Origin of the sequence: Sinorhizobium sp. RAC02 (assembly GCF_001713395.1) — a bacterium.
Taxonomy (GTDB): domain Bacteria; phylum Pseudomonadota; class Alphaproteobacteria; order Rhizobiales; family Rhizobiaceae; genus Shinella.
In genome coordinates, this window is the sequence record NZ_CP016452.1 from 815,104 (window position 1) to 837,272 (window position 22,169).

Annotated in this window: 21 protein-coding genes and 1 pseudogene; 18 read left to right on the forward strand and 4 right to left on the reverse strand. The window is 61.6% G+C overall.

Annotation, left to right across the window (positions count from 1 at the left end):
* Positions 1-120 precede the first annotated feature (120 nt).
* Genes BSY16_RS24940 through BSY16_RS24960 form a run of 5 tightly spaced genes read left to right on the forward strand, consistent with a single transcriptional unit; the run spans position 121 to position 6,070 of the window.
* Entirely contained in the window at positions 121-1,530 is a 1,410-nt protein-coding gene (locus BSY16_RS24940) for an NAD(P)/FAD-dependent oxidoreductase (protein ID WP_069062497.1), read from the forward strand.
* The gene (locus BSY16_RS24945; RefSeq protein WP_069062498.1) at positions 1,527-2,747 is read left to right on the forward strand and encodes an NAD(P)/FAD-dependent oxidoreductase; all 1,221 of its coding nucleotides are present in this window, start codon (positions 1,527-1,529) and stop codon (positions 2,745-2,747) included. Before BSY16_RS24940 ends, BSY16_RS24945 begins: the two co-directional genes overlap by 4 nt.
* Positions 2,748-4,142 (forward strand): FGGY family carbohydrate kinase, encoded by a 1,395-nt coding sequence (locus BSY16_RS24950; protein ID WP_069062499.1) that lies wholly within the window; start codon positions 2,748-2,750, stop codon positions 4,140-4,142.
* 38 nt (positions 4,143-4,180) lie between these two features.
* Positions 4,181-4,537 carry a DUF1937 family protein gene (locus BSY16_RS24955; RefSeq protein WP_069062500.1) on the forward strand — a complete coding sequence of 119 codons (357 nt, stop codon included), beginning with the start codon at positions 4,181-4,183 and terminating at the stop codon, positions 4,535-4,537.
* Positions 4,538-4,570: 33 nt separating this feature from the next.
* Positions 4,571-6,070 (forward strand): amino acid permease, encoded by a 1,500-nt coding sequence (locus tag BSY16_RS24960; protein ID WP_069062501.1) that lies wholly within the window; start codon positions 4,571-4,573, stop codon positions 6,068-6,070.
* 147 nt (positions 6,071-6,217) lie between these two features.
* Here BSY16_RS24960 and BSY16_RS24965 read toward each other — a convergent pair whose 3' ends face one another.
* Entirely contained in the window at positions 6,218-6,532 is a 315-nt protein-coding gene (locus tag BSY16_RS24965) for a LysR substrate-binding domain-containing protein (protein WP_069062502.1), read from the reverse strand.
* Between the two features lie 670 nt (positions 6,533-7,202).
* Between BSY16_RS24965 and BSY16_RS24970 the strand changes: the two genes are divergently transcribed.
* The 7 genes from BSY16_RS24970 to BSY16_RS25000 all read left to right on the forward strand — a co-directional run bounded on the left by BSY16_RS24970 (position 7,203) and on the right by BSY16_RS25000 (position 13,414).
* A complete protein-coding gene (locus BSY16_RS24970) occupies positions 7,203-7,967 on the forward strand; it encodes an amino acid ABC transporter ATP-binding protein (protein WP_069063692.1) in 765 nt (254 codons plus the stop codon).
* Positions 7,964-8,608, forward strand: a complete 645-nt coding sequence (locus tag BSY16_RS24975) for an amino acid ABC transporter permease (protein ID WP_069062503.1) — start codon at positions 7,964-7,966, stop codon at positions 8,606-8,608. Before BSY16_RS24970 ends, BSY16_RS24975 begins: the two co-directional genes overlap by 4 nt.
* Positions 8,608-9,270 carry an amino acid ABC transporter permease gene (locus tag BSY16_RS24980; protein ID WP_069062504.1) on the forward strand — a complete coding sequence of 221 codons (663 nt, stop codon included), beginning with the start codon at positions 8,608-8,610 and terminating at the stop codon, positions 9,268-9,270. Before BSY16_RS24975 ends, BSY16_RS24980 begins: the two co-directional genes overlap by 1 nt.
* Positions 9,271-9,293: 23 nt before the next feature.
* Positions 9,294-10,136 carry a substrate-binding periplasmic protein gene (locus BSY16_RS24985; RefSeq protein ID WP_069062505.1) on the forward strand — a complete coding sequence of 281 codons (843 nt, stop codon included), beginning with the start codon at positions 9,294-9,296 and terminating at the stop codon, positions 10,134-10,136.
* A gap of 66 nt (positions 10,137-10,202) precedes the next feature.
* The gene (locus BSY16_RS24990; protein WP_069062506.1) at positions 10,203-10,937 is read left to right on the forward strand and encodes an aspartate/glutamate racemase family protein; all 735 of its coding nucleotides are present in this window, start codon (positions 10,203-10,205) and stop codon (positions 10,935-10,937) included.
* Between the two features lie 32 nt (positions 10,938-10,969).
* The gene (locus BSY16_RS24995) at positions 10,970-12,109 is read left to right on the forward strand and encodes an aldo/keto reductase (RefSeq protein WP_069062507.1); all 1,140 of its coding nucleotides are present in this window, start codon (positions 10,970-10,972) and stop codon (positions 12,107-12,109) included.
* A gap of 21 nt (positions 12,110-12,130) precedes the next feature.
* On the forward strand, positions 12,131-13,414 hold the full coding sequence (locus BSY16_RS25000) for an NAD(P)/FAD-dependent oxidoreductase (RefSeq protein WP_069062508.1): 1,284 nt from the start codon (positions 12,131-12,133) through the stop codon (positions 13,412-13,414).
* Positions 13,415-13,420: 6 nt separating this feature from the next.
* Here BSY16_RS25000 and BSY16_RS25005 read toward each other — a convergent pair whose 3' ends face one another.
* Positions 13,421-14,356 carry a LysR substrate-binding domain-containing protein gene (locus tag BSY16_RS25005; protein ID WP_069062509.1) on the reverse strand — a complete coding sequence of 312 codons (936 nt, stop codon included), beginning with the start codon at positions 14,354-14,356 and terminating at the stop codon, positions 13,421-13,423.
* Positions 14,357-14,450: 94 nt separating this feature from the next.
* Between BSY16_RS25005 and BSY16_RS25010 the strand changes: the two genes are divergently transcribed.
* The 6 genes and pseudogenes from BSY16_RS25010 (at position 14,451) to BSY16_RS25035 (ending at position 20,205) form a co-directional block, all read left to right on the forward strand.
* Positions 14,451-16,892, forward strand: a complete 2,442-nt coding sequence (locus BSY16_RS25010; protein ID WP_069062510.1) for a GcvT family protein — start codon at positions 14,451-14,453, stop codon at positions 16,890-16,892.
* 22 nt (positions 16,893-16,914) lie between these two features.
* The gene (locus BSY16_RS25015; RefSeq protein ID WP_069062511.1) at positions 16,915-17,664 is read left to right on the forward strand and encodes an electron transfer flavoprotein subunit beta/FixA family protein; all 750 of its coding nucleotides are present in this window, start codon (positions 16,915-16,917) and stop codon (positions 17,662-17,664) included.
* A 24-nt stretch (positions 17,665-17,688) separates the two neighbouring features.
* Complete coding sequence (locus BSY16_RS25020) at positions 17,689-18,618, forward strand: electron transfer flavoprotein subunit alpha/FixB family protein (RefSeq protein WP_069062512.1); 930 nt, start codon at positions 17,689-17,691, stop codon at positions 18,616-18,618.
* Positions 18,619-18,727: 109 nt separating this feature from the next.
* Complete coding sequence (purU, locus tag BSY16_RS25025) at positions 18,728-19,612, forward strand: formyltetrahydrofolate deformylase (RefSeq protein WP_069062465.1); 885 nt, start codon at positions 18,728-18,730, stop codon at positions 19,610-19,612.
* Positions 19,613-19,621: 9 nt separating this feature from the next.
* A pseudogene (locus BSY16_RS25030) lies at positions 19,622-19,885 on the forward strand (tetrahydrofolate dehydrogenase/cyclohydrolase catalytic domain-containing protein); the annotation flags it as partial.
* Between the two features lie 86 nt (positions 19,886-19,971).
* Positions 19,972-20,205, forward strand: a complete 234-nt coding sequence (locus tag BSY16_RS25035; protein WP_069062514.1) for a substrate-binding domain-containing protein — start codon at positions 19,972-19,974, stop codon at positions 20,203-20,205.
* A gap of 166 nt (positions 20,206-20,371) precedes the next feature.
* Here BSY16_RS25035 and BSY16_RS25040 read toward each other — a convergent pair whose 3' ends face one another.
* Positions 20,372-21,157, reverse strand: coding sequence for an SDR family oxidoreductase (locus BSY16_RS25040; RefSeq protein ID WP_069062515.1), 786 nt, complete (start codon positions 21,155-21,157; stop codon positions 20,372-20,374).
* A gap of 49 nt (positions 21,158-21,206) precedes the next feature.
* The gene (locus tag BSY16_RS25045) at positions 21,207-22,157 is read right to left on the reverse strand and encodes a sugar-binding transcriptional regulator (protein ID WP_069062516.1); all 951 of its coding nucleotides are present in this window, start codon (positions 22,155-22,157) and stop codon (positions 21,207-21,209) included.
* Between the last annotated feature and the right edge of the window lie 12 nt (positions 22,158-22,169).

Sequence of the window (22,169 nt, forward strand, 5' to 3'; positions counted from 1 at the left end):
GACGTCGATTCAACGCGAAAGTGGTCGGCTGTGCGGTTCGCGCGGATTCCCACTTTACAGAATGATACGCTTATTGTTACCGTTCGGTCATAAATCGCCCAAACGGTAGGAATTTATGTTGTGAACGCACAATCGCAACTATCCGGTAGTGAGTTTTTCGACGTCGCGATCATCGGTGCAGGCATCGTCGGCTGTGCGGTTGCCCGGCGGTTCGCTCTCGCGGGCGCGAAAGTCGCGCTCATCGAGAAGGGCTCGGACATTCTTTCGGGGGCTTCCAAAGCAAACAGCGCGATCCTTCACACGGGTTTCGATGCGCCGAACGGAAGCCTCGAACTCGCATTGGTTCAGGCCGGGCGACAGGAATACCTCGATATCCATCAGGACATGAATTTACCCCTGGTCGAAACAAGCGCTCTTGTTTGCGCCTGGACTGCCGATGAAGCATTGAAACTCGAAGGGATCGCCGAGCAGGGTCGCCAGAACGGGGTCGACCGTCTCCGGTTGTTGACCTCCGCAGAAGCGCGAACTGTCGAGCCCGGATTGGCAGACAATTTGGTTGCGGCACTTCATGTTCTTGACGAACACGTCATCGATCCGTGGTCTGCACCCCTTGCCTACGTCAACCAAGCAATTGCCCTTGGGGCAACCGTCCTGCGCCAGTGCGAGGTGCGGGCAGGGGCATTCGACGGAGAGTGGCGGCTCGAAACCAACCAGGGCGGCATCAGGTCAAAATGGGTAGTCAACGCAGCCGGTCTATTCGGCGACCACGTTGATACCTGTCTGGGTTTCCAGTCCGAATTCCAGATAAAGCCTCGCAAAGGTCAATTCGTCGTCCTCGACAAGGCGGCATCGCGCCAGTTGAAGACGATCATTCTCCCCGTGCCGAACGAAATCACCAAGGGGGTCGTTGTCTGTCCCACGGCATTCGGCAACATCCTGGTCGGTCCCACCGCCGAAGAACAGGACGATCGCATCCGGGCTACGGTCGAACACGACACACTCGAGGCTCTCGTCGCGCTTGGAAGCAAGCTTGTCCCCGGTCTGGCCCACATTCCGGTCACGGCGGTCTATGCGGGTCTGCGTCCCGCAACGGAGAAGAAGGAATACCGGGTCATCCATCGCGCCGAGCACAATGCGATTACCCTTGGCGGCATTCGATCCACCGGGCTCAGTTCCGCTCTCGGTCTCGCGCAACATGCTCTGAACCTGCATGGTGGCGCAGACCGCGGCGAGTTCTCCTCCAAGGCGACACCGAAGGTGTGCATGCCAAATCTTGCCGAGAGCAGATCGCGGGACTGGCAAGCCGAAAACCACGGCGACATCGTCTGCCACTGCGAGATGGTCACACGCCGCGAGATCGAAGCGACACTGAGCAGCCCGCTTCCGCCTGGCGATTTCGGTGGCCTGCGGCGGCGCACGCGCGCAGGGATGGGATGCTGCCAAGGCTTCTACTGCAACGCCAAGCTTGCCGAAATCAGCAAGGGCTGTCTCGCTACACCGCTTGCGGTCGATCAGGAGGGCGGCAAATGAGCCAGTCCGACGTTATCATTATCGGCGGAGGTCCTTCTGGCGTCGCGGCCGCAATTGCGATGCGCAAGGCCGGCGTTGGGAAGATCACTCTCCTTGAGAGAGAGCGTTACCTTGGCGGCGCGACGCGGCACTGCAGCCATTCACCCTTCGGAATGTTCGAGTTCGGCCGCGTTTATTTTGGCGCTGCGTATGGCCGTCGCCTGGAACAGGAAATCGCCAAGTACGGCATCGACCTCCGCTATGGCCACTCTGTTGCCCGACTTGGAGAAGACGGCGAACTTCTTGTCACGAACCCCGATGGTCTCCAGACCCTGTCAACCCAGCGTGTGCTTGTGACGACCGGGGTGCGGGAAACGACGCGCGCCGCACGACTCGTGACGGGCGATCGTCCGGTCGGCGTCGTAACGACAGGCACTTTGCAATCCTATGTCGCCTTCCACAATATGATGCCATTCAAACGCCCCGTCATTGTTGGATCGGAACTCGTGACGTTCTCCGCGATCTGGACATGCCTCAGCCATGGTGCGCGTCCCGCCGCGGTTCTTGAGCCGAGATCACATTCCCTGGTGCGCGGGCCGCTGAACTGGTTCCCGTCGCTGATGGGTATTCCGTTCCACCGCGGTGCGCAGGTCGTCGATATTCTCGGCCGCGGCCGCGTCGAGGCCGTAAGGATCCAGCATGGCGATATCGTCGAAACAGTCGAATGTGACGGCGTTCTATTTTCCGGTGGGTTCACGCCCGAGGCCTCGCTGTTCCTCACATCCGGGCTTGCCGTCGATTGGGGTAGCGCCGGTCCGGCAGTCGATCAGGATGGCCGCTGCGAAAACCCTCGCTACTTTGCGGCGGGAAACGTGCTCCGAGCCGTCGAGACCGGTGGATGGGCATTCCGCGAGGGCAGGGCTATTGGAACGGCCCTCGCTGCGGACCTTCTCGGCAACGCCTCGAAGGCGGCTCCGATCAAGGTCACTTACGACGATCCGATCAAGCTTGTCGTGCCGAACCTTCTGCGGAATGGAGCAGTGCTCCCTGGCGGCTTGAAGGATTTTCAACTGCGCTTTCGGCGCAGGGCCAAGGGGAGCCTCTCATTGGCCATCGATGGACGCGAGGTCTGGCAACGCAAAGAAACGTGGCGGCCGGAAAGCCGGATCATTGTCCCACGGCCCAAAAATTCGACTGACGCGCAAAGCGTCCACTTCAGCTTCAGCGAGGAAGAGTGAATGCGCGTCGCATCAATTGACCAAGGAACCACATCAACCCGATGCCTGGTCGTGGAAGACGGGGGCGAATGGAAGATCGTCGCCAGCCGCAAGCATGGTCAGGATCATCCATTCGCGGGCTGGGTCGAGCATGATCCGCACGAGCTTCTAAAGAATATCGTCACCGTTCTGGATGCGGCCGGGAGGGTCGATGCGGTCGCCATCGCAAACCAGGGTGAGAGCTGCCTGGCATGGGATGCCGAGACCAAGGAAGCGCTTTCTCCCGTGATCGTGTGGCAGGATTCCCGAACGGCGAAGTATCTTGCCGATCTGGGGAGCGACGCTGAGGAAATCTCCAAGCGCATCTGCGGTCTTCCGCTTGATCCGTATTTCTCAGCCAGTAAGCTCGCCTGGCTCCTCCGTCATGTTCCGAGCATCGAGGAAGCCTACAAAGCAGGCCGCCTTCGCCTCGGAACGACCGACGCATTCTTCCTCGACTCCCTGGCGGGCGTGTTCGCCACCGATCTTGCGACGGCTTCGCGCACCGGTCTCCTTGATCTCGCGACGGGTATGTGGAGCGATGAGCTTTGCGCCCTGCACGGCGTTCCCAAGGAATGCCTCCCGCGCATCGCGAACGTCAACGACGATTTCGGCCAGATCAACGGCATTCCCGTGAAGGCCTCCATCGTGGACCAGCAGGCGGCCCTATTCGGTCATGGATGCCGTGCGCCCGGCGACTGCAAGATAACGTTTGGAACGGGGGCATTCCTGCTCGCTGTCAGCGGCAGCGAACGCCCGCCGCGCTCAGAACTGCTTCCGACCGTCGCCTGGGCATTGAAGGACAGCGGCACGGCCTTTGCCATCGAAGGCGGCGTCTACGACGCGGGATCAGCGCTCGAGTGGGCCAGAAACATCGGCCTTTATTCTGCATTGGAAGAGCTGGGCGTGTTTGAAGGCCCGTCAGCTTTGAGCCGCGGGATCATCTTCGTCCCGGCGCTTTCCGGTCTTGCAGCCCCTTACTGGGATCGAACCGCTGCTCCGATGTTTATCGGCATGGACCATGCCACGGATCGGAGAGACCTCGTCCGCGCCGTCCTGGAAGGCATCGCGATGCTCACAGTTGGACTGATCAAGGCCGCCTCCGATGTCACGGACCTTGGTCCCAGTATCTCGATCGATGGCGGGCTCTCGCAAAGCGCATATTTTGCCCAGTTCCTCGCATCGGCCAGCAATCGCACCATTACCGTTCCCTCGATGCACGAACTGACGGCCCTTGGGCTTGCGGAGCTCTGTGGTCTTGACGTTACCGCAGCCCGCGCCAGGAGCACGCGCTACGAGCCCGACGGATCGGTCACCGAAGCACACCACGCGTTGTTCAAAAAAGCCGTCGAACGATCGCGCGGCTGGCGCGACTGACGCACCACTGAACGCTTAAAATCAGGAGTTTATGCAGCATGCGAAAAATCTTTCTCGCAGGCCCGTACGGTCATGCCGATCGTGACGTTGTCGACCGCAGGTTCAACGAGGCGAATGCGATCGCCGCCAAGATCGCGCGGAGCGGGTCCACCGTCTTCAGTCAGATTTCCATGTCCCACCCGATCAACGGCCACCTGTCTGATTTCGACAAGGCAGGTATCGGCAAGCTGTGGGCGCCGATCGACCAGGTCTTCATGGAAGCCATGGACGAGATCTTCGTGATTGACGGCCCCGGCTGGCAGGAAAGTGCCGGCGTCAAGCGGGAGATGGAGTTTTTTGAATCCAAGGGGCGTCGCGTCAGCCTCTGGAGCGATGTCGAACACGAGTTCGCTTAACCGACGTAACTGGGCAAGAAACAGGGGAATCCAATGACTACATTGTCCACTTCCGGCTCCGCGCCGGGGCAAACCGATCACGACCATCTCAAGCGGGACGTCACGCCGTTCCAGTCTTTTGCGGTTGCGTTCGGCTTCGTCTCGATTGCCACGGGGATCTTCACCGCCTATGGCGCGATGCTCTCGAGTTCTGGCCCGATGGGCATCTGGACTTGGCCCGTCGTTGTCATCGGCCAGCTCATGGTCGCACTGATCATCGGTTCGCTTGCCGCCCGTATTCCGGTAACAGGCTATATCTACCAATGGGCATCGCGTCTCACCAACCCGGTCTTCGGCTGGATCATGGGCTGGATCGGGTTTACCTTCCTCGCCGTGGTGCTTGTTGCGGTCGACTATACGATCGCCTCGACCGTCCTTCCGGTCCTACTCAGCTATGAGGGAACTGCCGAGAACGCCTGGTGGATCACCAGCATCGTGATCATCGCGCAGGCTGTCATGATCGCCTTCTCGACAAAATTCACCCAAAAATTCAACTCCGTCGCCGTGACCATCCAGCTCGTCGGCATGATCGGTCTCGTCGTGCTGCTGTTTGCTGTCGGCGCGTACAATAACGAGCTCAATTTCTCGAACCTTTTCAGCACCGCAGGCGTCGCGCAGGAAGGCTACTATTCCTTCGGTACGTTGACGAGCGCCGGTCCCTGGATCATGGGTACGCTGCTTGGTGCATTCACCATCGTCGGTTTCGAATCCGCTGCGAACCTCGCCGAGGAAACCCGCGATCCAGCTCGCGTCGTTCCAAAGGCCATGTGGCAGGCCGTCCTCAGCCTCGGCATCATCGGCATGCTGTTCCTCATCGCCATTACGGCCCTGCTCGGCGACCCAACCGCGCTCAGCGGTTCTGCGACACCGATCGCCGACGTTATCAACCGCGTTCTCGGTCCTGTTCTCGGCAACCTGCTGCTCGTGCTGGTCGTCATCTCGATCTTCTCCTGCGGCCTCGTGATTCTGCTGAGCGGCACGCGCCTCGTCTGGGCAATGTCCCGCGACGAGCGCTTCCCCGGCTGGCAGCTGTGGCATCGGATCAGCCCCTCGCTGAAGACGCCCGTAAACGCGACCGTGTTCATGGCGGTCGTTGGCCAGGTCATCCTGGCATTGTTCGCCAAGCAGACCGACGCGCTGTTTGCGTTGTTCTCGGCGGCGACGCTGCTCCCGGCGATCATCTACGCGGTGACGGTGCTGATCTACGCGTTCCAGCGGAACAACCTGCCGCCGAGCCAGGGCTTCCGTCTCGGCGCATGGGAAACCCCGGTTCTCATTGTGGCGATTCTCTGGCTCGTGTTCGAGCTGGCGATCTTCCGTGATGCGTCGTTTGCTAAGCCATGGTCCTATGTTGCGATCATGTTCGCGATTTGTGTGGTTTACTTGGTGTTTTTGCTTGCGACACGCGGTGGAGCGAAAGGCCTCAAAATGCCTGACATGATCTCGGTTGATGCTATCCTCGATGCGGATAAGGGGCAGGAAACGCTGCGATAACTGGCAGATCGTGATAGCCGGCGCCAACGTTAGAGTGCCGGCTATCCTACGTGGCATACAAAAATGAGTCATGCGTATTGAACACCTTTTGGGAAGCGGGCGTAGGGCAATCAAGTTCACATTCCATCAAGAGCTTTCTCCGTCTCCCTATCTGTAATCCGGCACACGGTAATCACCGCTTGCCGCCGCCAAATGCGAGTGCAACTCCTCAACCAGTGCCGATCGACGGTTCTGAGGACGCTGCAACAAGCCAATTTGTCGGGGGACTGGTGGATCACCAAAGGGGGCGACGATGAGGGCGCTGCCGTCGAGCGCCGCGATGCGGGGCACGATGGAACCGCCCAACTCGTTGACGACGCAAGCTGTCACTGAGGTGATGGTGTCCATCGCGGCAACATTGTTTAGGGATGGATTCATTCGGCCAGGTTCAGCTTCTATCAGTTTGGCTAAGGTCAGGACCATTTGGAAAGCCTTGAAGCGCGCCGGGTTTGCAGCAAACCATACTGTGCAAGTTATGTGGCCATGCGGGTCTGTGGTGCTGTCAGTTTAGCCGGTCGACCAGTGCCGCGAGCAGGCCGATGCCTTCCCGAATCAGTCCTCATCTGCAACCGGCTTGATTCGTGTCTGTAGGATGCAGTCGCCAACATAAATGCGATCGGCGCATTGTTCCACTCCGCCGACAGCGGTCGCTGGGAAGAGCCTTGACCGCTTCATCAAGACACCACCATGACTGACAACACTATCTCTTAGGCCATCGTCATCGACGCCGGCATCTTCGGCGTTTCCGTGGGCATCCAGCTTGCGTGGTGCAGTGTCCGTGTGACCATCTGAATGACGGCCCGCCGTCTTCCTTTTGCGGTTAACATAACTTCAAGTTTGGCAAGTCGGCAATTTTTTCGCCCTGCTCAGCGCACGGCAGAATGCTAACATTCCTCATAAGAACAACGGGAACGCGGCCAGAACCGGAATTCCGACGGCCAACTTACACGAAAGCGGTTTACGCGAACAACCAGCCCGCAAAGCGGCGCGCGGACTGCAGTCGCATGGGGGATCAGATGATATGGACGGTGCCATCCTCTACATCGGAGGCGAAGATCGACCTCGTGCCGCATCGAGCGAGGTGCAGCCCGAGATGACTGCCGCTTCGGACAACGTGCTCATTCGTCTCAAGTCCTTGAGCAAACACTATGGAACGCACACCGTCCTCGACGGCATCGACCTCGAGGTGCGTTCGGGGGAGGTGCTTGCCATCATAGGGCCAAGCGGTTCGGGCAAGAGCACGCTCCTGCGTTGCATCAACTACCTCGAGCGGCCGGATGGCGGGATGATCTCGATCGGATCGACGACCATTGATGCAGCGCGCGCTGTTGGGCGTGCCGAACTCTCCGCCCTGCGCCGGCGGGTTGGCATGGTGTTCCAATCGTTCAATCTCTTCCCGCATATGTCTGTGCTGCGCAATGTCAGCCTTGCCCAGGAGCGTGTCCTTGGCCGCAGCCGCAAGGAGGCCGATGAGCGTTCCATGCAACTCCTCAAACGCGTCGGCCTCGATGACAAGGCTGAGCAATATCCGGTGCGGTGTTCGGGCGGCCAGCAGCAGCGCATCGCTATTGCGCGCTCGCTGGCGCTTGATCCGGATATCATGCTGTTCGACGAGCCGACTTCGGCGCTCGATCCTGAGCTCGGTCTTGAGGTTCTCGCCGTCATGCGCGAGCTTGCCGAAAGCGGCATGACCATGATCGTCGTGACCCATGAAATGGGCTTCGCCGAGAACGTCTCCGATACGGTCATGATCATGGCCGACGGCCATATCGTCGAGAAGGGACCGTCCAAGGAGGTGATGCGCAATCCGCAGCAGGAGCGGACGAAACGCTTCCTCCGCGCGGTGCACGATCGATGAGCCTGACGGACCTGTTGCCCCTCCTGCGCGGCCTCACCTGGACGATCGCGCTCACGGCCGGCGCGTTCCTCATTGGCGCTGTGCTCGGCGTACCGCTGCTTGCAGCGCGTCAGAGCCGGCTTTCGCCGTTGCGCTTCCTCGCCATGGTCGTCATCCAGATCGTCCGCGCGATCCCGCCGATCCTCTGGCTCTTCATCATCTTCTTTGGCCTCGGCATGGGTGTGATGCCGATCAGCCCGTTCAACGCCGCGCTGGTGGGCCTCGGGCTGATCGCAACAGCGAATATGGCGGAGATCTACCGTGGTGCGGTCGCATCCATCCACCATGGCCAGTTCGAGGCCTCTGCCGCGCTCGATCTCGGCCGCTGGTCGACCTTGCGCGACATCGTCGCGCCGCAGGCCTTCCGCGTCGCGCTGCCTTCGGCGGCAAGCTACCTTATTGGCCTCATGAAGGAGACCGCGGTCGCCTCGACCATCGGCGTAGCGGAGCTTGCGTACCAGGGCAATCAGCTGTCGCAGCTGACCTATCGCGGCCTTGAGGTTTTTGCGCTGGTCGGGCTGTTCTACGTGCTCCTGAGCCTTCCAATCGCATGGCTCTCGCGCGTCGCCGACGCTTATCTCCAGACGAAGGTAGCGCGTTGATGTTTCCGAGCTTTGACGAGATCTCCGCCTGGCTGCCGGACCTTCTCGGCGGATTGTCGATCAGCCTGCAGGTGACGGCTCTCAGCTTGCTGATCGGTATCCCCTTCGGCCTGCTCCTGGCATTGGGCGTACTTGCGAAAAGCCGCGTGCTGAAGGGCTTCAGCCTCTTCCTGGTTGAGATCGGCCGCGGCGCGCCGGCGCTGGTGCTTCTGCAATTCATCTATTTCGGCCTGCCGACGACCGGGCTGACGCTTGGCTCCTACTCAGCCGCAATTATTGCGCTCGCCTGGAACACTGGCGCCTATACCAGCGAGATCATCCGCGCCAGCCTGCAATCCGTCGCTCATGGCCAGCGGGAGGCGGCCGAAGCACTCGGCCTCAACCGGGTTGACGAGCTGCGCTACGTGCTCCTGCCACAAGGCCTTCGGGTGGCGCTTCCCGCACTGCTCGGCTTCTCTATCCTGATCTTCCAGGGCACGTCGCTCTGCTTCACCATCGCACTGCCGGAGCTGGTGAGCCGTGCCTATGAGATCGGCTCCACGACCTTCCGCTACTTCCCGGCTCTGCTCTCCGCCGGCGTGCTCTACGCCAGCATCTCCATCCCCGCCGCCCTGCTCGTCAACCACGTCGAGAAACGTGCGGGCCTTTACGCCCACCGTTGAACCCAACCTGAAAGGATGCCTCCATGCCCCGAATGATGAAGACCACGATGCAGTTCCTTCTCGCCGGCATTGCCGGTCTCGCGCTCTCGGCTGGAATCGCGTCCGCGCAGGATTGCACGCCAAAGCATCAGTTCACCACGGTTGAAGCCGGTACGCTGACGGTAGCAGTCACGACCTACATACCGCATTCCTTCGTCGACGACAGCGGCAACATGAAGGGTATCGACGGCGACATCGCCGCCGAATTCGCCAAGCGCGAATGCCTGAAGGTAAAGGCGATCGCTGTCGATCCGGCAGCCGCCATCCAGTACGTGCTCTCAGGCCAGGCTGATATCACTACCGGCGACTGGTATCGCACCGCTGAGCGCGCGAAGGTGATGAGCCTTTCCGCTCCGCTCTATACCGACCAGATGGGCATCTATTCAAAGGAAGGTTTCAAGACCGTCGCCGATCTCGAAGGCAAGCAGGTTGGTACGGTGCAGGGCTATCTCTGGGTCGCCGACCTCAAGGCAATGCTCGGCGACTCGCTGAAGCTCTATCCGAACTCCGTCAATATGCAGCAGGACCTGAACTCGGGCCGCATCGATGTTGCGGTCGATGGCTACTCGACCGGCGTCGTCGCCGAACAGAAGGACGCGCTGGGTGATGTCAAGGTCAACGTTGCCGCTCCCGACGAACGCGTGAAGGCAACGAAGGAAGCGGCGCAGGCGGCTTTCCCCTATTCGCTGAATGCGAAGGAACTGGGCGTCGCGCTGGACGCCTCGATAGCCGAAATGCATGCGGACGGCACGGTCGTCACCATCCTCAAGTCCTACGGCCTGGATGGCACTGCGGCGGATACGGGTGCGCCGCGCCTCGTCGAGTAATAAACCAAGAGGCGGGAGAGGGCACTCTCCCGCATTCCCCTGACATGGCAATCGGAGACGATAACGATGACTGTCTATACGGTCACGCGAAAGACGCAGTCGTGGTATGGCGAACAGATTGGCATCCTGATCCTTGACGCCGCCTATCCCTGCGTACCCGGCAATGTCGGCAACGCGACGACCTATGAGTATCCCGTTCGCTTCCAGGAGGTGCGAGGCGCGTCGATCGACCGTCTGCTCAACCAGCGCGATCCCGCTTTGAAAGAGGTCTTCATCGAGGCTGCCGTCGAACTCCAGAACCGCGGCGTCAAGGCAATCACGGGCGCCTGCGGCTTCATGGCCTATTTCCAGGAAGAGGTTGCGGCAGCGGTCGAGGTTCCGGTCTTCCTTTCCAGTCTGATGCAGATTCCCTTCATGCATGCGCTGTGCGGCGGGCGGGTCGGTGTCATCACCGCGAATGCCGCACGGTTGACCCCGCGTCACTTCGCGGCCTGCAATGTCGCGGACCATGTACCACTGGCCATTGCCGGCATGGAGGGGCAGACGGAGTTTCGCGAGGCCATTCTCGAAGAACGCGGAACACTTGATTCTGCGGCAATCGAGCGGGAAGTAACGGAGGTGGCGCGGCGTCTCGTGGAGGATAATCCCGATGTCCGCTCGATCCTGCTTGAGTGCAGCGACCTACCGCCCTATGCCCATGCCGTGCAGGCGGCGACCGGCCGGCCGGTCTTCGACTTCATCACCATGATCAATTACGTGCAGCAGAGTACCGCGCGTCGCCCCTATACGGGCGGCATGTAGCCGGGCTCTTCTGACAGAAACAGGGATCGACGATGTCGCTTGATCACTATTACCTCCTCGGCCGCTCCGGATTGCGGGTGAGCCGCCTTGCGCTCGGTACCATGACCTTCGGCAACGCTGGTATACGCGGTATTGGCGGCTCTTGGGGCAGTGACGAGGCGACGGCCCGCGCGATCTTCAATCGCTATGTCGAAGCGGGCGGCAACTTCATCGATACGGCAGATTCCTATGCCGGAGGCATGAGCGAGAGCCTCGTCGGCAATTTCGTTGCTGAAGCCGGGCTTCGCGACCGGATGGTCATCGCCACGAAGTTCTCGAACAATGTCTCGCCTGGCAATCCGAATGCGGGCGGCAACGGTCGCAAGAACATCATGCGCGCGGTCGATGCCTCGCTGAAGCGCCTGAAGACGGATTATATCGATCTCTACCTCCTTCACACCTGGGATCGCATGACCCCTGTAGAGGAAGTGATGCGCACGCTCGATGATCTCGTGCGTACGGGAAAGATCCGGCATGCGGGCCTTTCCGACGTACCCGGCTGGTATGCGGCGCGAGCGCAGACCTGGGCGGAGGCCCATGCACTGTCGTTGCCGATCAGCCTGCAGCTTCCATATTCGCTGGTCGAACGCAGTATCGAGCACGAATTCGTTGCACTCGCCGAAACGCTCGGGCTCGGCATAACCGCCTGGAGCCCGCTTGCCATGGGGCTCCTGTCCGGCAAGTACCGCTCCGGCGCGCAGGCGGGGCGCCTTGCGCTGGATGCCTCCGGCACGGGCCTGGGACTTTTCAACGAGCGTAATGCCCGCATTGTCGCCGCTCTTGAGGAAACAGCTGCGCAGGTCGGGCGTAGCATGGCGCAGGTGGCGCTCAATTGGGTCGTCAACCGTCCAGGCGTTGCCGCGGCGATCATCGGTGCGAGCCGGCTCGAACAGCTGGACGACAATCTCGCTTCTCTCGATTTCGAGTTGGCCGCCGACCAGCGCGCCGCCCTCGATGCGGCCAGCGCCATCGATGCGCCCTATCCCTACAGCCTGTTTGCCGACGACTATCAGGCGGGCATCCTGAACACCGGCAGCTCTGTCGGTGAGAAACCGCGGACGTATCGTTCCGACATCTTCCTGCCGAAGGTGACGGACTACGTCTTCGGCCAGCCAAAAAAGCAGAAATCATAGGCGACTGGAAGGACTGACGGCATGCTGAACGATCCTCGCTCCCATGGGCTTTGGGAAAAGACAGCGCCGGCCGCGCCAGTGACGAGGGCGCTTGATGAAAAGGTAAGTGCAGATGTCGTGATCGTCGGCGGTGGCTTCACAGGCATTTCGGCTGCTCTTCACCTTGCGGAAGCGGGGCGGCGCGCGGTCGTGCTCGAAGGCGCGGAAATCGGTTTCGGCGGTGCTGGCCGCAATGTCGGGCTGATCAATGCCGGCATGTGGGTCATGCCGGACGATCTTCCCGGGGAACTCGGCGACGTCCATGGCGAGCGCCTCCTCGACATGCTCGGCAACGCACCGCGGCTCGTCATGGAGCTTATCGAGCGACATGGCATCGCCTGTGAACTGGAGCGCAATGGCACCTTGCACTGCGCCGTCGGCGAGGCGGGTTTGAAGGAAATCACGGAACGGGCAGGCCAGTGGCAGCGGCGCGGTGCGCCGGTGACACTGCTCGATGCGGTCGAGACCGCAAAACGCATCGGTACCGCCGCCTATGCCGGATCGCTTCTCGACATGCGGGCGGGCACCCTGCAGCCGCTCGCCTATGTGCGCGGCCTGGCGAAGGCCGCGAGCGCCGCCGGCGCAACCTTCCATACGGCGTCTCGGGCCACGAGCTACACACGCTCCGGTTCTCAGTGGACCGTGCGCACCGACGGCGGCTCCGTCACGGCGCCCTGGGTGATCGTATCGACGGATGCTTACAGCACAGGCCCCTGGGAAAGCGTGCGCCGCGAGCAGGTGCATCTGCCCTACTTCAATCTGGCAACGCGACCGCTCTCGCCCCAACTCCTGTCGTCGATCCTGCCGGGGCGTGAGGGTGTCTGGGACACGAAGGAGATTCTTTCGTCGTTCCGTATGGACCAGGGCGGGCGGCTCGTTTTCGGCAGCGTCGGTGCGCTGCGCAATACAGGCCGCGCCATCCATGTCGCCTGGGCCAAACGGGCATTAAAACGTCTTTTCCCCGCGCTCGGGCCTGTTGAATTCGAATGCGAGTGGTTCGGCGAGATCGGCATGACGGACAATGCCCTGCCGCGCTTTCATCGTTTCGCCGAGAATGTCGTCGGTTTCTCCGGCTACAATGGTCGCGGCATTGCGCCTGGCACGGTTTTCGGACGCACGTTGGCGCAGTTGGTCCTCGGCGACATTGGCGAGGCGGACCTGCCGTTGCCGCAGACAGATCCGAAAACACCAGCCTTTCGGCCTGTCAAGGAACTCTATTATGAGGCTGGCGCGCAGATTGCGCACCTTGCGGGCGAGCGCCTCTGAGGGCGCTCAGTCCGCGTTGGCTGATGCGATGCAGGCGTCAGCGTTCTGTTCCATCAGCCAGTCGCGGAAGAGCTCGGTGCCGCGTTTCGGCGGGCGTTGCGCCGGCATGATGATGTGGACTGCAAGGCCCGATTGATAGGTCTCTTTTAGGGGGGCGACCAGCCTTCCGGCTTGCAGGTGCTCGTTCACTAGGTGCTTCCAGCCAAGCGCAATGCCCTGGCCTCGTACGGCCGCCTCGATGGAGCCGAGCGCATCGGTGAAGACGAAATCCTGCTTCAGCTTCGCCACGGGGACGGCCTGGCGCTCCAGCCATTCGCGCCAGCCGAGGCGCGTGCGATGCCGTTCCTCGAAATTCAGCAGCGTGTGCCGAAGCAGATCCACCGGCGCGTGGATCGGCCCATGCTCCTTCAGATAGTCCGCACTACACACCGGCAGCACCTCTTCCGTTACAAAGTGCCACGAATGGATGCCCGGCCATTTGCCGTTGCCGAGGCGGGCGGAAAGGTCGATGTCCTCCTCGACTAAATCCTGATCGTCGCGGCTGCTTTCCTCTATGCGCAGCGACACGTCCGGGTGCTTGGCCTTGAACTCCCCGAGCCGTGGAAGAAGCCAGAGCTGCACGAAAGCCGCGGAAAAGGAGACCCGCACAATATCTTGCGAATGCTTCTTCTGGAGGGAGGAAATCACCATGTGCAGATGGTCGAAGGCCTCCTGCGTTTCCTTGTAGAGCCGCTGGCCATCCGCCGTCAGCTCCAGCCGCGTGTGATCGCGGCGGAAAAGCTTCAGGCCCGTTGCCTCCTCCAGCAACCGGATCGTCTTGCTGACGGCCGGCTGGCTGACGTTCAGTTCCTGCGCAGCCGCGGTGAAGCTGCGCCTGCGGGCGGCGGCCTCGAAGCAGAAGAGGTAATTGGCGGAGGGGATCAGGGAGCGGAGTCTATGCATAATTTGAAGTTATGCCCCTCGACAATTTTTAGCAAGATTACAGCCTCCCGGGCCCTTTGTACGGTGCTGGAAATCAATTCGAGGGAACATTCTCATGCAAACTCATGCTCGCGCCGTTGTCATCGGAGGCGGTTGTGTCGGCGCCGCCATTCTCTACGGTCTCACCAAGCGCGGCTGGACCGATGTGGCGCTTCTGGAGCGCACCCAGCTGACGGCCGGTTCGACCTGGCATGCGGCTGGCCTCATTCCCTCCTATGCACGCAGCATCAATATCGGCCGCATGATCGCCAAGACCATCGAGATTTATGAAGGTCTCGAGAAGGAAACGGGACAGCATGTCGGCTGGCACAAGTGCGGCCAGCTGCGCATCGCCAACACCCGCGACCGTCTCGACGAATACAAGAGCTATATGAGCGTCGCCGCCGTGCAGGGCATCCGCGCCGAACTGGTGACACCTCAGGAAGCGCGCGATCTCTGGCCGTTGCTCGAAAACAACAAGGATATGCTCGCCGCGCTCTATCATCCTGACGATGGCCATATCGCGCCCGCCGACGTCACGCAGGCCATGGCAAAGGGTGCGCGCGACCGCGGCGCGAAGGTCTACCTCAACACCGAAGTAAAGGGTTTCGAGCGTCTTTCCAGCGGCGAATGGAAGATCATCACCAACAATGGCGAGATCATCTGCGAGCACATCATCTCGGCGACGGGCAACTACGCCCGCCAGACCGGTGCCATGCTCGGGCTGGAAATCCCGGCCATCCCGATCCTGCACCAGTACTGGATCACCGACGCGGTGCCGGAAATCATCGAGCGCAAGCGCCAGGGCCTGCCCGAAATGCCGATCCTGCGCGACGAAGGTTTTGAGGGCTATCTGCGCGAAGAGGGTGATGGCCTGATGTTCGGCCCCTATGAGAAGACCGAGCACCTGAAGCTCTTCGCCGAGAACGGCGTGCCGGAATGGTTCGGCGCGGACCTCGTCGAAGAGGATTTCGATGCGGTGGCCTGGAACTGGGAAGCGGCTATGGAAATGGTCCCGGCGCTCGGCCGCGTCGGTATCAAGGCCAATGTCCGCGGTCCCTTCCAGATGACCGCCGACGAGCTGCCGCTGGTCGGACCGGCCTGGGGGCTGGAAAATGTCTGGATCGCCGAAGGCGTTCCGGGCGGCATCCTCTGGGGCGGGGCTATCGGTTACTATCTGTCCGAGCGCATCGTCGAAGGGGCCAACAGCCTCGATACGTCCGAGCTGGACCCGCGCCGTTTCGGCACCTATGCCAACAAGGAATGGACGCGCCAAAAGGTCAAGGAAAGCTGGGGTACCCATGCCGAGCTGCATTTCCCCGGCCAGGATATGCCCGCCGCCCGCCCGCAGAAGACCGCCCCGTCCTACGATATCCTGTCGCAGCGCGGCGCCGTCTGGGGCGTACTGAACGGCTGGGAGGTGCCGAACTGGTTTGCGCCGGAAGGTGTGGAAGCCAAGGACCAATACAGCTGGCGCTGGACGCAGAAGGGCCATTACGTCGCCGAAGAGGTGCGGGCGGTGCGCGAGGCGGTCGGTCTCGTCGAGATGACGCCGATGACGAAGTTCGAAGTCTCCGGGACCGGTGCCGAAGCCTGGCTCGACACTATTCTCGCCAACCGTCTGCCGAAAATCGGCCGCGTTAATCTCAGCCACCACCTGACGAAGCATGGCGGCGTGCAGGCGGAGTATGTCGTGGCGCGCCTTGAAGACGGCAGCTTCTACCTGATCTCGACGCCGCGCGCCGAACGCTGGAATTTTGACGACCTGTCGAAGCTTCTGCCGAAGGACGGCAGCGTGCAACTGCGCAACGTCTCCAACGAGCGCGGCTGCTTCACCGTCGTCGGCCCCAAGGCCCGCGCGGTGCTGCAGAGCCTCACGGAGACGGATCTTTCCAACGAGGCCTTCCCGTGGTTTGGCGTCAAGTCCGGCACGGTCGGCCTCGCAACCGACGTGCGCATGCTACGCGTCAACTATGAGGGCGAGCTTGGTTGGGAGCTCTACCATCCGCTGCCGTACCAGCGTCAGCTGCTGCAGGCGATCCTCGCGGCAGGCGAGCCGCACGGCCTGCGCCTTGTCGGCTATCACGCACTAGAATCGCTCCGCCTCGAAAAGTCCTACCGTGCCATGTACCGCGACATGAACCCGGAACTGACAGCATGGGAAAGCAGCCTCGAACGTTTCATCCGGCTCGACAAGGGCGACTTCATCGGTAAGGCGGCGCTGGTGCGCCAGCAGCAGGAAGGCGTCAGGAACCGCTCAGTGACAATCGCCATCGATACCGACGGTGCAAGCTCGCTCATTCATGAGGGCGTCTATCACGACGGCAAGCTCGTCGGGCGCATCACGTCCGGCAGTTATGCCTACACGGTCGGCCACGATATCGCTTTCGCGCTGTTGCCTGTCGAGCTCGGCACGCCCGGAACGGAGCTGGAAGTGCCGATCCTCGGCGAACGCTGCAAGGCGCGGGTGATTGCGGAATCGCCCTACGATCCCGAAGCCCTGCGCGGCCGCATGTAACGAATTGGTGAGGAAGGAAGCCATGAAGATCTTGGTCCCTGTAAAGCGGGTCGTTGATTACAACGTCAAAATTCGCGTCAAGTCTGACGGCTCGGGTGTCGAGCTGGCGAATGTGAAGATGTCGATGAACCCGTTCGACGAGATTTCCGTTGAGGAAGCATTGCGGCTGAAGGAAGCCGGCAAGGCGGAGGAAGTGATCGTTGTGTCGATCGGTCCCGCCAAGGCCGAAGAGACGCTGCGCACCGCACTCGCCATGGGTGCCGACCGCGCCGTGCTGGTGGAGACCGACGACCAGGTCGAGCCGCTGGCGGTCGCCAAGATCCTCAAGGGTGTCGCCGAGGCCGAACAGCCGGGCCTGATCATTGTTGGCAAGCAGGCAATCGACGACGATTCGAACCAGACCGGCCAGATGCTGTCGGCGCTGCTCGGCTGGGCACAGGCGACCTTCGCCTCCAAGGTCGAGATCGGCGATGGTTCGGCACAGGTCACCCGCGAAGTCGACGGCGGCCTGCAGACGATCGAGGTCAAGCTTCCGGCCGTCGTGACGACGGACCTGCGCCTCAACGAACCGCGCTACGCATCGCTGCCGAACATCATGAAGGCGAAGAAGAAGCCGCTCGACAAGAAGACGCCCGCAGACTTCGGCGTCGATACGAGCCCACGCCTCAAGGTGCTGAAGACCGAGGAACCGTCGGGCCGCAAGGCTGGCGTCAAGGTCAAGTCGGTTGCCGAACTGGTCGACAAGCTGAAAAACGAAGCCGGCGTGCTCTAAGGCAGAAAAGGGAGAACTAGAACCATGGCCATTCTTCTTCTGGCAGATCACGACAATGCGCATCTTTCCGACCAGACGGCGAAAGCGCTGACGGCGGCAGGCAAGATCGGTTCGGACGTGCATGTGCTCGTCGCCGGCGCCGGTGCCAAGGCAGTTGCCGAACAGGCGGCAAAGCTCTCGGGTGTTTCCAAGGTGCTCGTCGCCGAGGATGCCAGCCTCGCCAACAACCTGGCGGAACCGCTGGCAGCGCTCATCGTCTCGCTCGCCGGCTCCTATGACGCCATCGTCTCGGCAGCGACCTCGGTCGGCAAGAACGTGCTGCCACGCGTGGCAGCGCTGCTCGACGTCGCGCAGGTCTCGGAAATCACCGAGGTCGTCTCCGCCGACACGTTCAAGCGCCCGATCTATGCGGGCAATGCGATCCAGACGGTGCAGTCGACCGACGCCAAGAAGGTGATCACGGTGCGCACGGCATCCTTCGCCGCAGCCGGTGAAGGCGGAAGCGCATCGATCGAAACCATCGCGGCCGCCGCAAACCCGGGTCTGTCCAGCCACGTGAAGGACGCCCTGTCGTCCTCCGACCGTCCGGAACTGACGTCTGCCAAGATCATCATCTCGGGCGGCCGTGCGCTCGGCTCGTCGGAGAAGTTCCAGGAGGTCATCCTTCCGGTCGCCGACAAGCTCGGTGCTGCCGTCGGTGCATCGCGCGCGGCGGTCGATGCGGGCTATGCGCCGAACGACTGGCAGGTCGGTCAGACGGGCAAGGTTGTTGCCCCGCAGCTCTACATCGCCTGCGGCATCTCGGGCGCCATCCAGCATCTCGCCGGCATGAAGGATTCGAAGGTGATCGTCGCGATCAACAAGGACGAGGAGGCGCCGATCTTCCAGGTTGCCGACTATGGCCTCGTCGCCGATCTCTTCGAGGCGCTGCCGGAACTCCAGAAGGCCGTATAAGACCGGGGCACGCTCGCGCCTGCCTTATGTTCACCTCCCAAGCGACGAATGGCGCGGTTCAAAAGACTGCGCCATTCTTCTGAGATTCATGGCTCTGGAGATACGTTGAATGAAAAGCCACGTCCTGACAGTATCGTGCCAATCGACCCGCGGCATCGTTGCCGCGATCACCGGCTACCTCGCCGAGAAGGGGTGTTACATCTCGGATTCGTCGCAGTTCGACGACCTCGAAACCGGCCTGTTCTTCATGCGCCTCACCTTCCTGTCCCAGGAAGGCGTATCGGAGGAGGACATCAAGGCTGAATTCGCCCCGGTCGCCAAGCCCTTCGGCATGAACTATCGCTTCAACGACAGCGACGAGCGCATGAAGGTTCTGCTGATGGTGTCGCGCTTCGGCCATTGCCTGAACGACCTGCTCTACCGCTGGAAGATCGGCGCGCTGCCGATCGACATCGTCGGCGTGGTGTCGAACCACTTCGATTACCAGAAGGTCATCGTCAACCACGACATCCCCTTCTACCACATCAAGGTAACGAAGGAGAACAAGCCGCAGGCAGAAGCCCGCCTGATGGAGGTGGTGGAACAGTCCGGTGCGGAACTGATCGTGCTCGCCCGCTACATGCAGGTGCTGTCGGATGCGGTGTGCAAGAAGATGTCGGGCCGGATCATCAACATCCACCACTCGTTCCTGCCGTCGTTCAAGGGTGCGAACCCGTACAAGCAGGCCTTCGAGCGCGGGGTGAAGCTGATCGGCGCGACGGCGCACTATGTGACGGAGGACCTCGACGAGGGTCCGATCATCGAGCAGGACGTGGCGCGCATCACGCATGCGCAGTCTGCGGAGGACTACGTGTCGATCGGTCGCGACGTGGAGAGCCAGGTGCTTGCCCGCGCCGTGCATGCCCACATCCACCACCGTACCTTCATGAACGGCAACAAGACCATCGTCTTCCCGCCCAGCCCCGGCTCGTACGCGTCAGAGCGTATGGGTTGAACCATGGGGATCGCGGCGCGTATTGACGGGAAGAAAGTCGCGGCGTCGGTGATCGAGGCTGTGAAGGCTGCGAGCTCGGCGCTCGAAAATGAGGCAGGGGCGAGGACCGGGCTTGCGGTCGTCATCGTCGGCGATGATCCGGCAAGCCACACCTATGTCGGCGCCAAGGGTCGTCTGGCCAAGGAATGCGGCTTCAACTCCACCCAGCACACGCTGCCGGAGGAGACCACGGAAGGGGACCTCGCAAGCCTGGTGGCGTCGCTGAACGCGGATTCACGGGCTGCGGCTCGGCGAGGGTGACCGGGAGGAGATCGCTTTCGTGCCGCTCTTCCGGCAACGGGCGCGCAAGGGCGATAGCCATGAATGATGTCGTCCGCATCCTCGCCGCCGGCAGCTTGCGTTACGCTATGCCGGAAATCGCCGCCGCCTTCGAGAAAACCACCGGGGTTTCCCTGTTGCTAGGCCCTGCGGGGCTTCTGCGCGAACGGATTGAAGCGGGAGAACCTTTCGACCTCTTCGCCTCTACCAACATGGCCCACCCGCAGCGCCTCGTTTCGATCGGATTGGCGAAAGAGCCGGTCTGCTTGGGCTGACTGGAGGATAGCAAATGCATACGAGCAATCCCCGGGTCAACGGTTCCAATCCCTTCAAGAGCTTAAGATCGGTGTTGGTTTATTGCAAAAACGATCGCTCCCGGCAAATGCGCGCCGATAGGCGCGCATTTGCTTGAAAAGGTAGCGTCCTCAGGCTAGCCCCGTCTTACGACATGATCAGCCCGCCATCGACGTTGATCGTCTGGCCGGTGATGTAGGCGGCGTCCGGTGAGGCGAGGAAGGCGACGAGGGCGGCGACTTCGGCCGGGGTGCCGGCCCTGCCCATCGGGATGCCTTCGACCCATTCGGCCATCAGTTCGCCCGGGCCGTATTCGCCGAGCATCTCGCCCCAGACGCGGTCGTTGTAGTCCCACATCTCGGTGTGGATGATGCCGGGGCAAATGGCGTTGGCGGTGATGCCTTCGCGCGCCAGTTCCTTGGCAAGGCTCTGGGTCAGGCCGACCACGCCGAATTTCGAGGCGGCGTAGTGCGGGGTGTAGATGAAGCCTTGGCGGGCCTGCCCGGAGGCGGTGTTGATGAGGCGCCCCTTCGTGGCGCTGGCGCGGAACCGTCGGATCGCCTCCTGGCAGCACAGGAAGACGCCTTTGGTGTTGACGTCGAGATTGAGGTCCCATTCGCGCTCGGTCAGGTTCTCGACCTTGGCGATGGTGATGACGCCGGCATTCTGCACGGAAACGGAGATCGCACCCAGCTTCACCTCGGCCTCGCCATAGGCTTCCTGCACGGCGTTGGCGTCAGTCACGTCGAGCGCGAGGCCAAGAATTTCGGCGCCGGTCTCATTGGCGAGTGTGGTGGCGGCTTCCACGGTGTCTTTCTCAATTGCTGCAATCGCGACTTTCGCGCCCTCTTCGGCAAAGCGCTTGGCGATACCGCGGCCGATGCCCTTGTTGCCCCCGGTCACGAATACCGTCTGGCCTGCAAAACGTGTCATGGTCTTTTCTCCATAATGCGCAGCAGGCCGATGTCCGATCCGGGATGGATCAGGCTGTGAGCCGTGCCGCAGTGAACTTGTCGGTGACGAGCACATCGATGACGCCCAGTTTCAGGGCGCCGGCGATGGCCTGGGTTTTCGACTCTCCGCCCGCGAGCGCCATGACGCGGGCGGTCTTGCGCAGATCCTCCAGCGAAAGGCCGATGACGCGGTCGTTGAGCGGTGTTTCGACGGGCTTGCCGTCCTGGTCGTAGAAACGATACGAAATTTCGCCGACCGCACCTGCCTCTTGCAGCATCGCCATTTCCTGGCGGGAGAACGTATTGCCGGATCGGGCAAGAAGCTCGGATGGCTCAACCGCACCGATGCCGACGATGGCGAGGCTGAGGCGCCCGAAGAGGTCCATCGTCTCGCGCACCACCGGGTCCGCGAGCATGACGAGCTTGGCTTCTCGCGAGGAGGTGATGCCTTGCACGAGGAGAAGCCGAGGCTCGCCGCCAGTCAACCTGGCAAGGCGGGCGGTCAATTGTGTCGCGTGGGTCTGGACGGAAGCGTCACCCATGCCGCCCAGGATCTGCACGATGTACTTGGCCTTGGCGTTCTTCAGCGGGTGGATGTTGTCCACCATGCGCAGGATGGTCTGGCTCCAGCTCGAGACGCCGACGATTTCATCCTGTTGCAGGGTGACTTCGAGGAAGTGGGCGGCGGCTTCGCCGATGCGCGCCATGATGGCGCCATCGCGATCTTCCGAACAATCGACGACGATGGCTTCGGTGAGGCGATAGCGCTCGCGCAATGCGGTTTCCAGGTCGGCAAAGGTGCCGGCCGGCGGAATGACCGTCGTGCGCACAATGTCTTCCTGCTCCGCCCGCTTCAGCATGCGTGAAACGGTGGCCTGCGACATATGCATGAGTTCCGCGATCTCAGCCTGCCGCTTGCCTTCGATGTGATACATCTGGGCAATGCGGGCAATCAGTCGTAACTCGTTGAGCCGTCCCATGGAGCCTCCGGT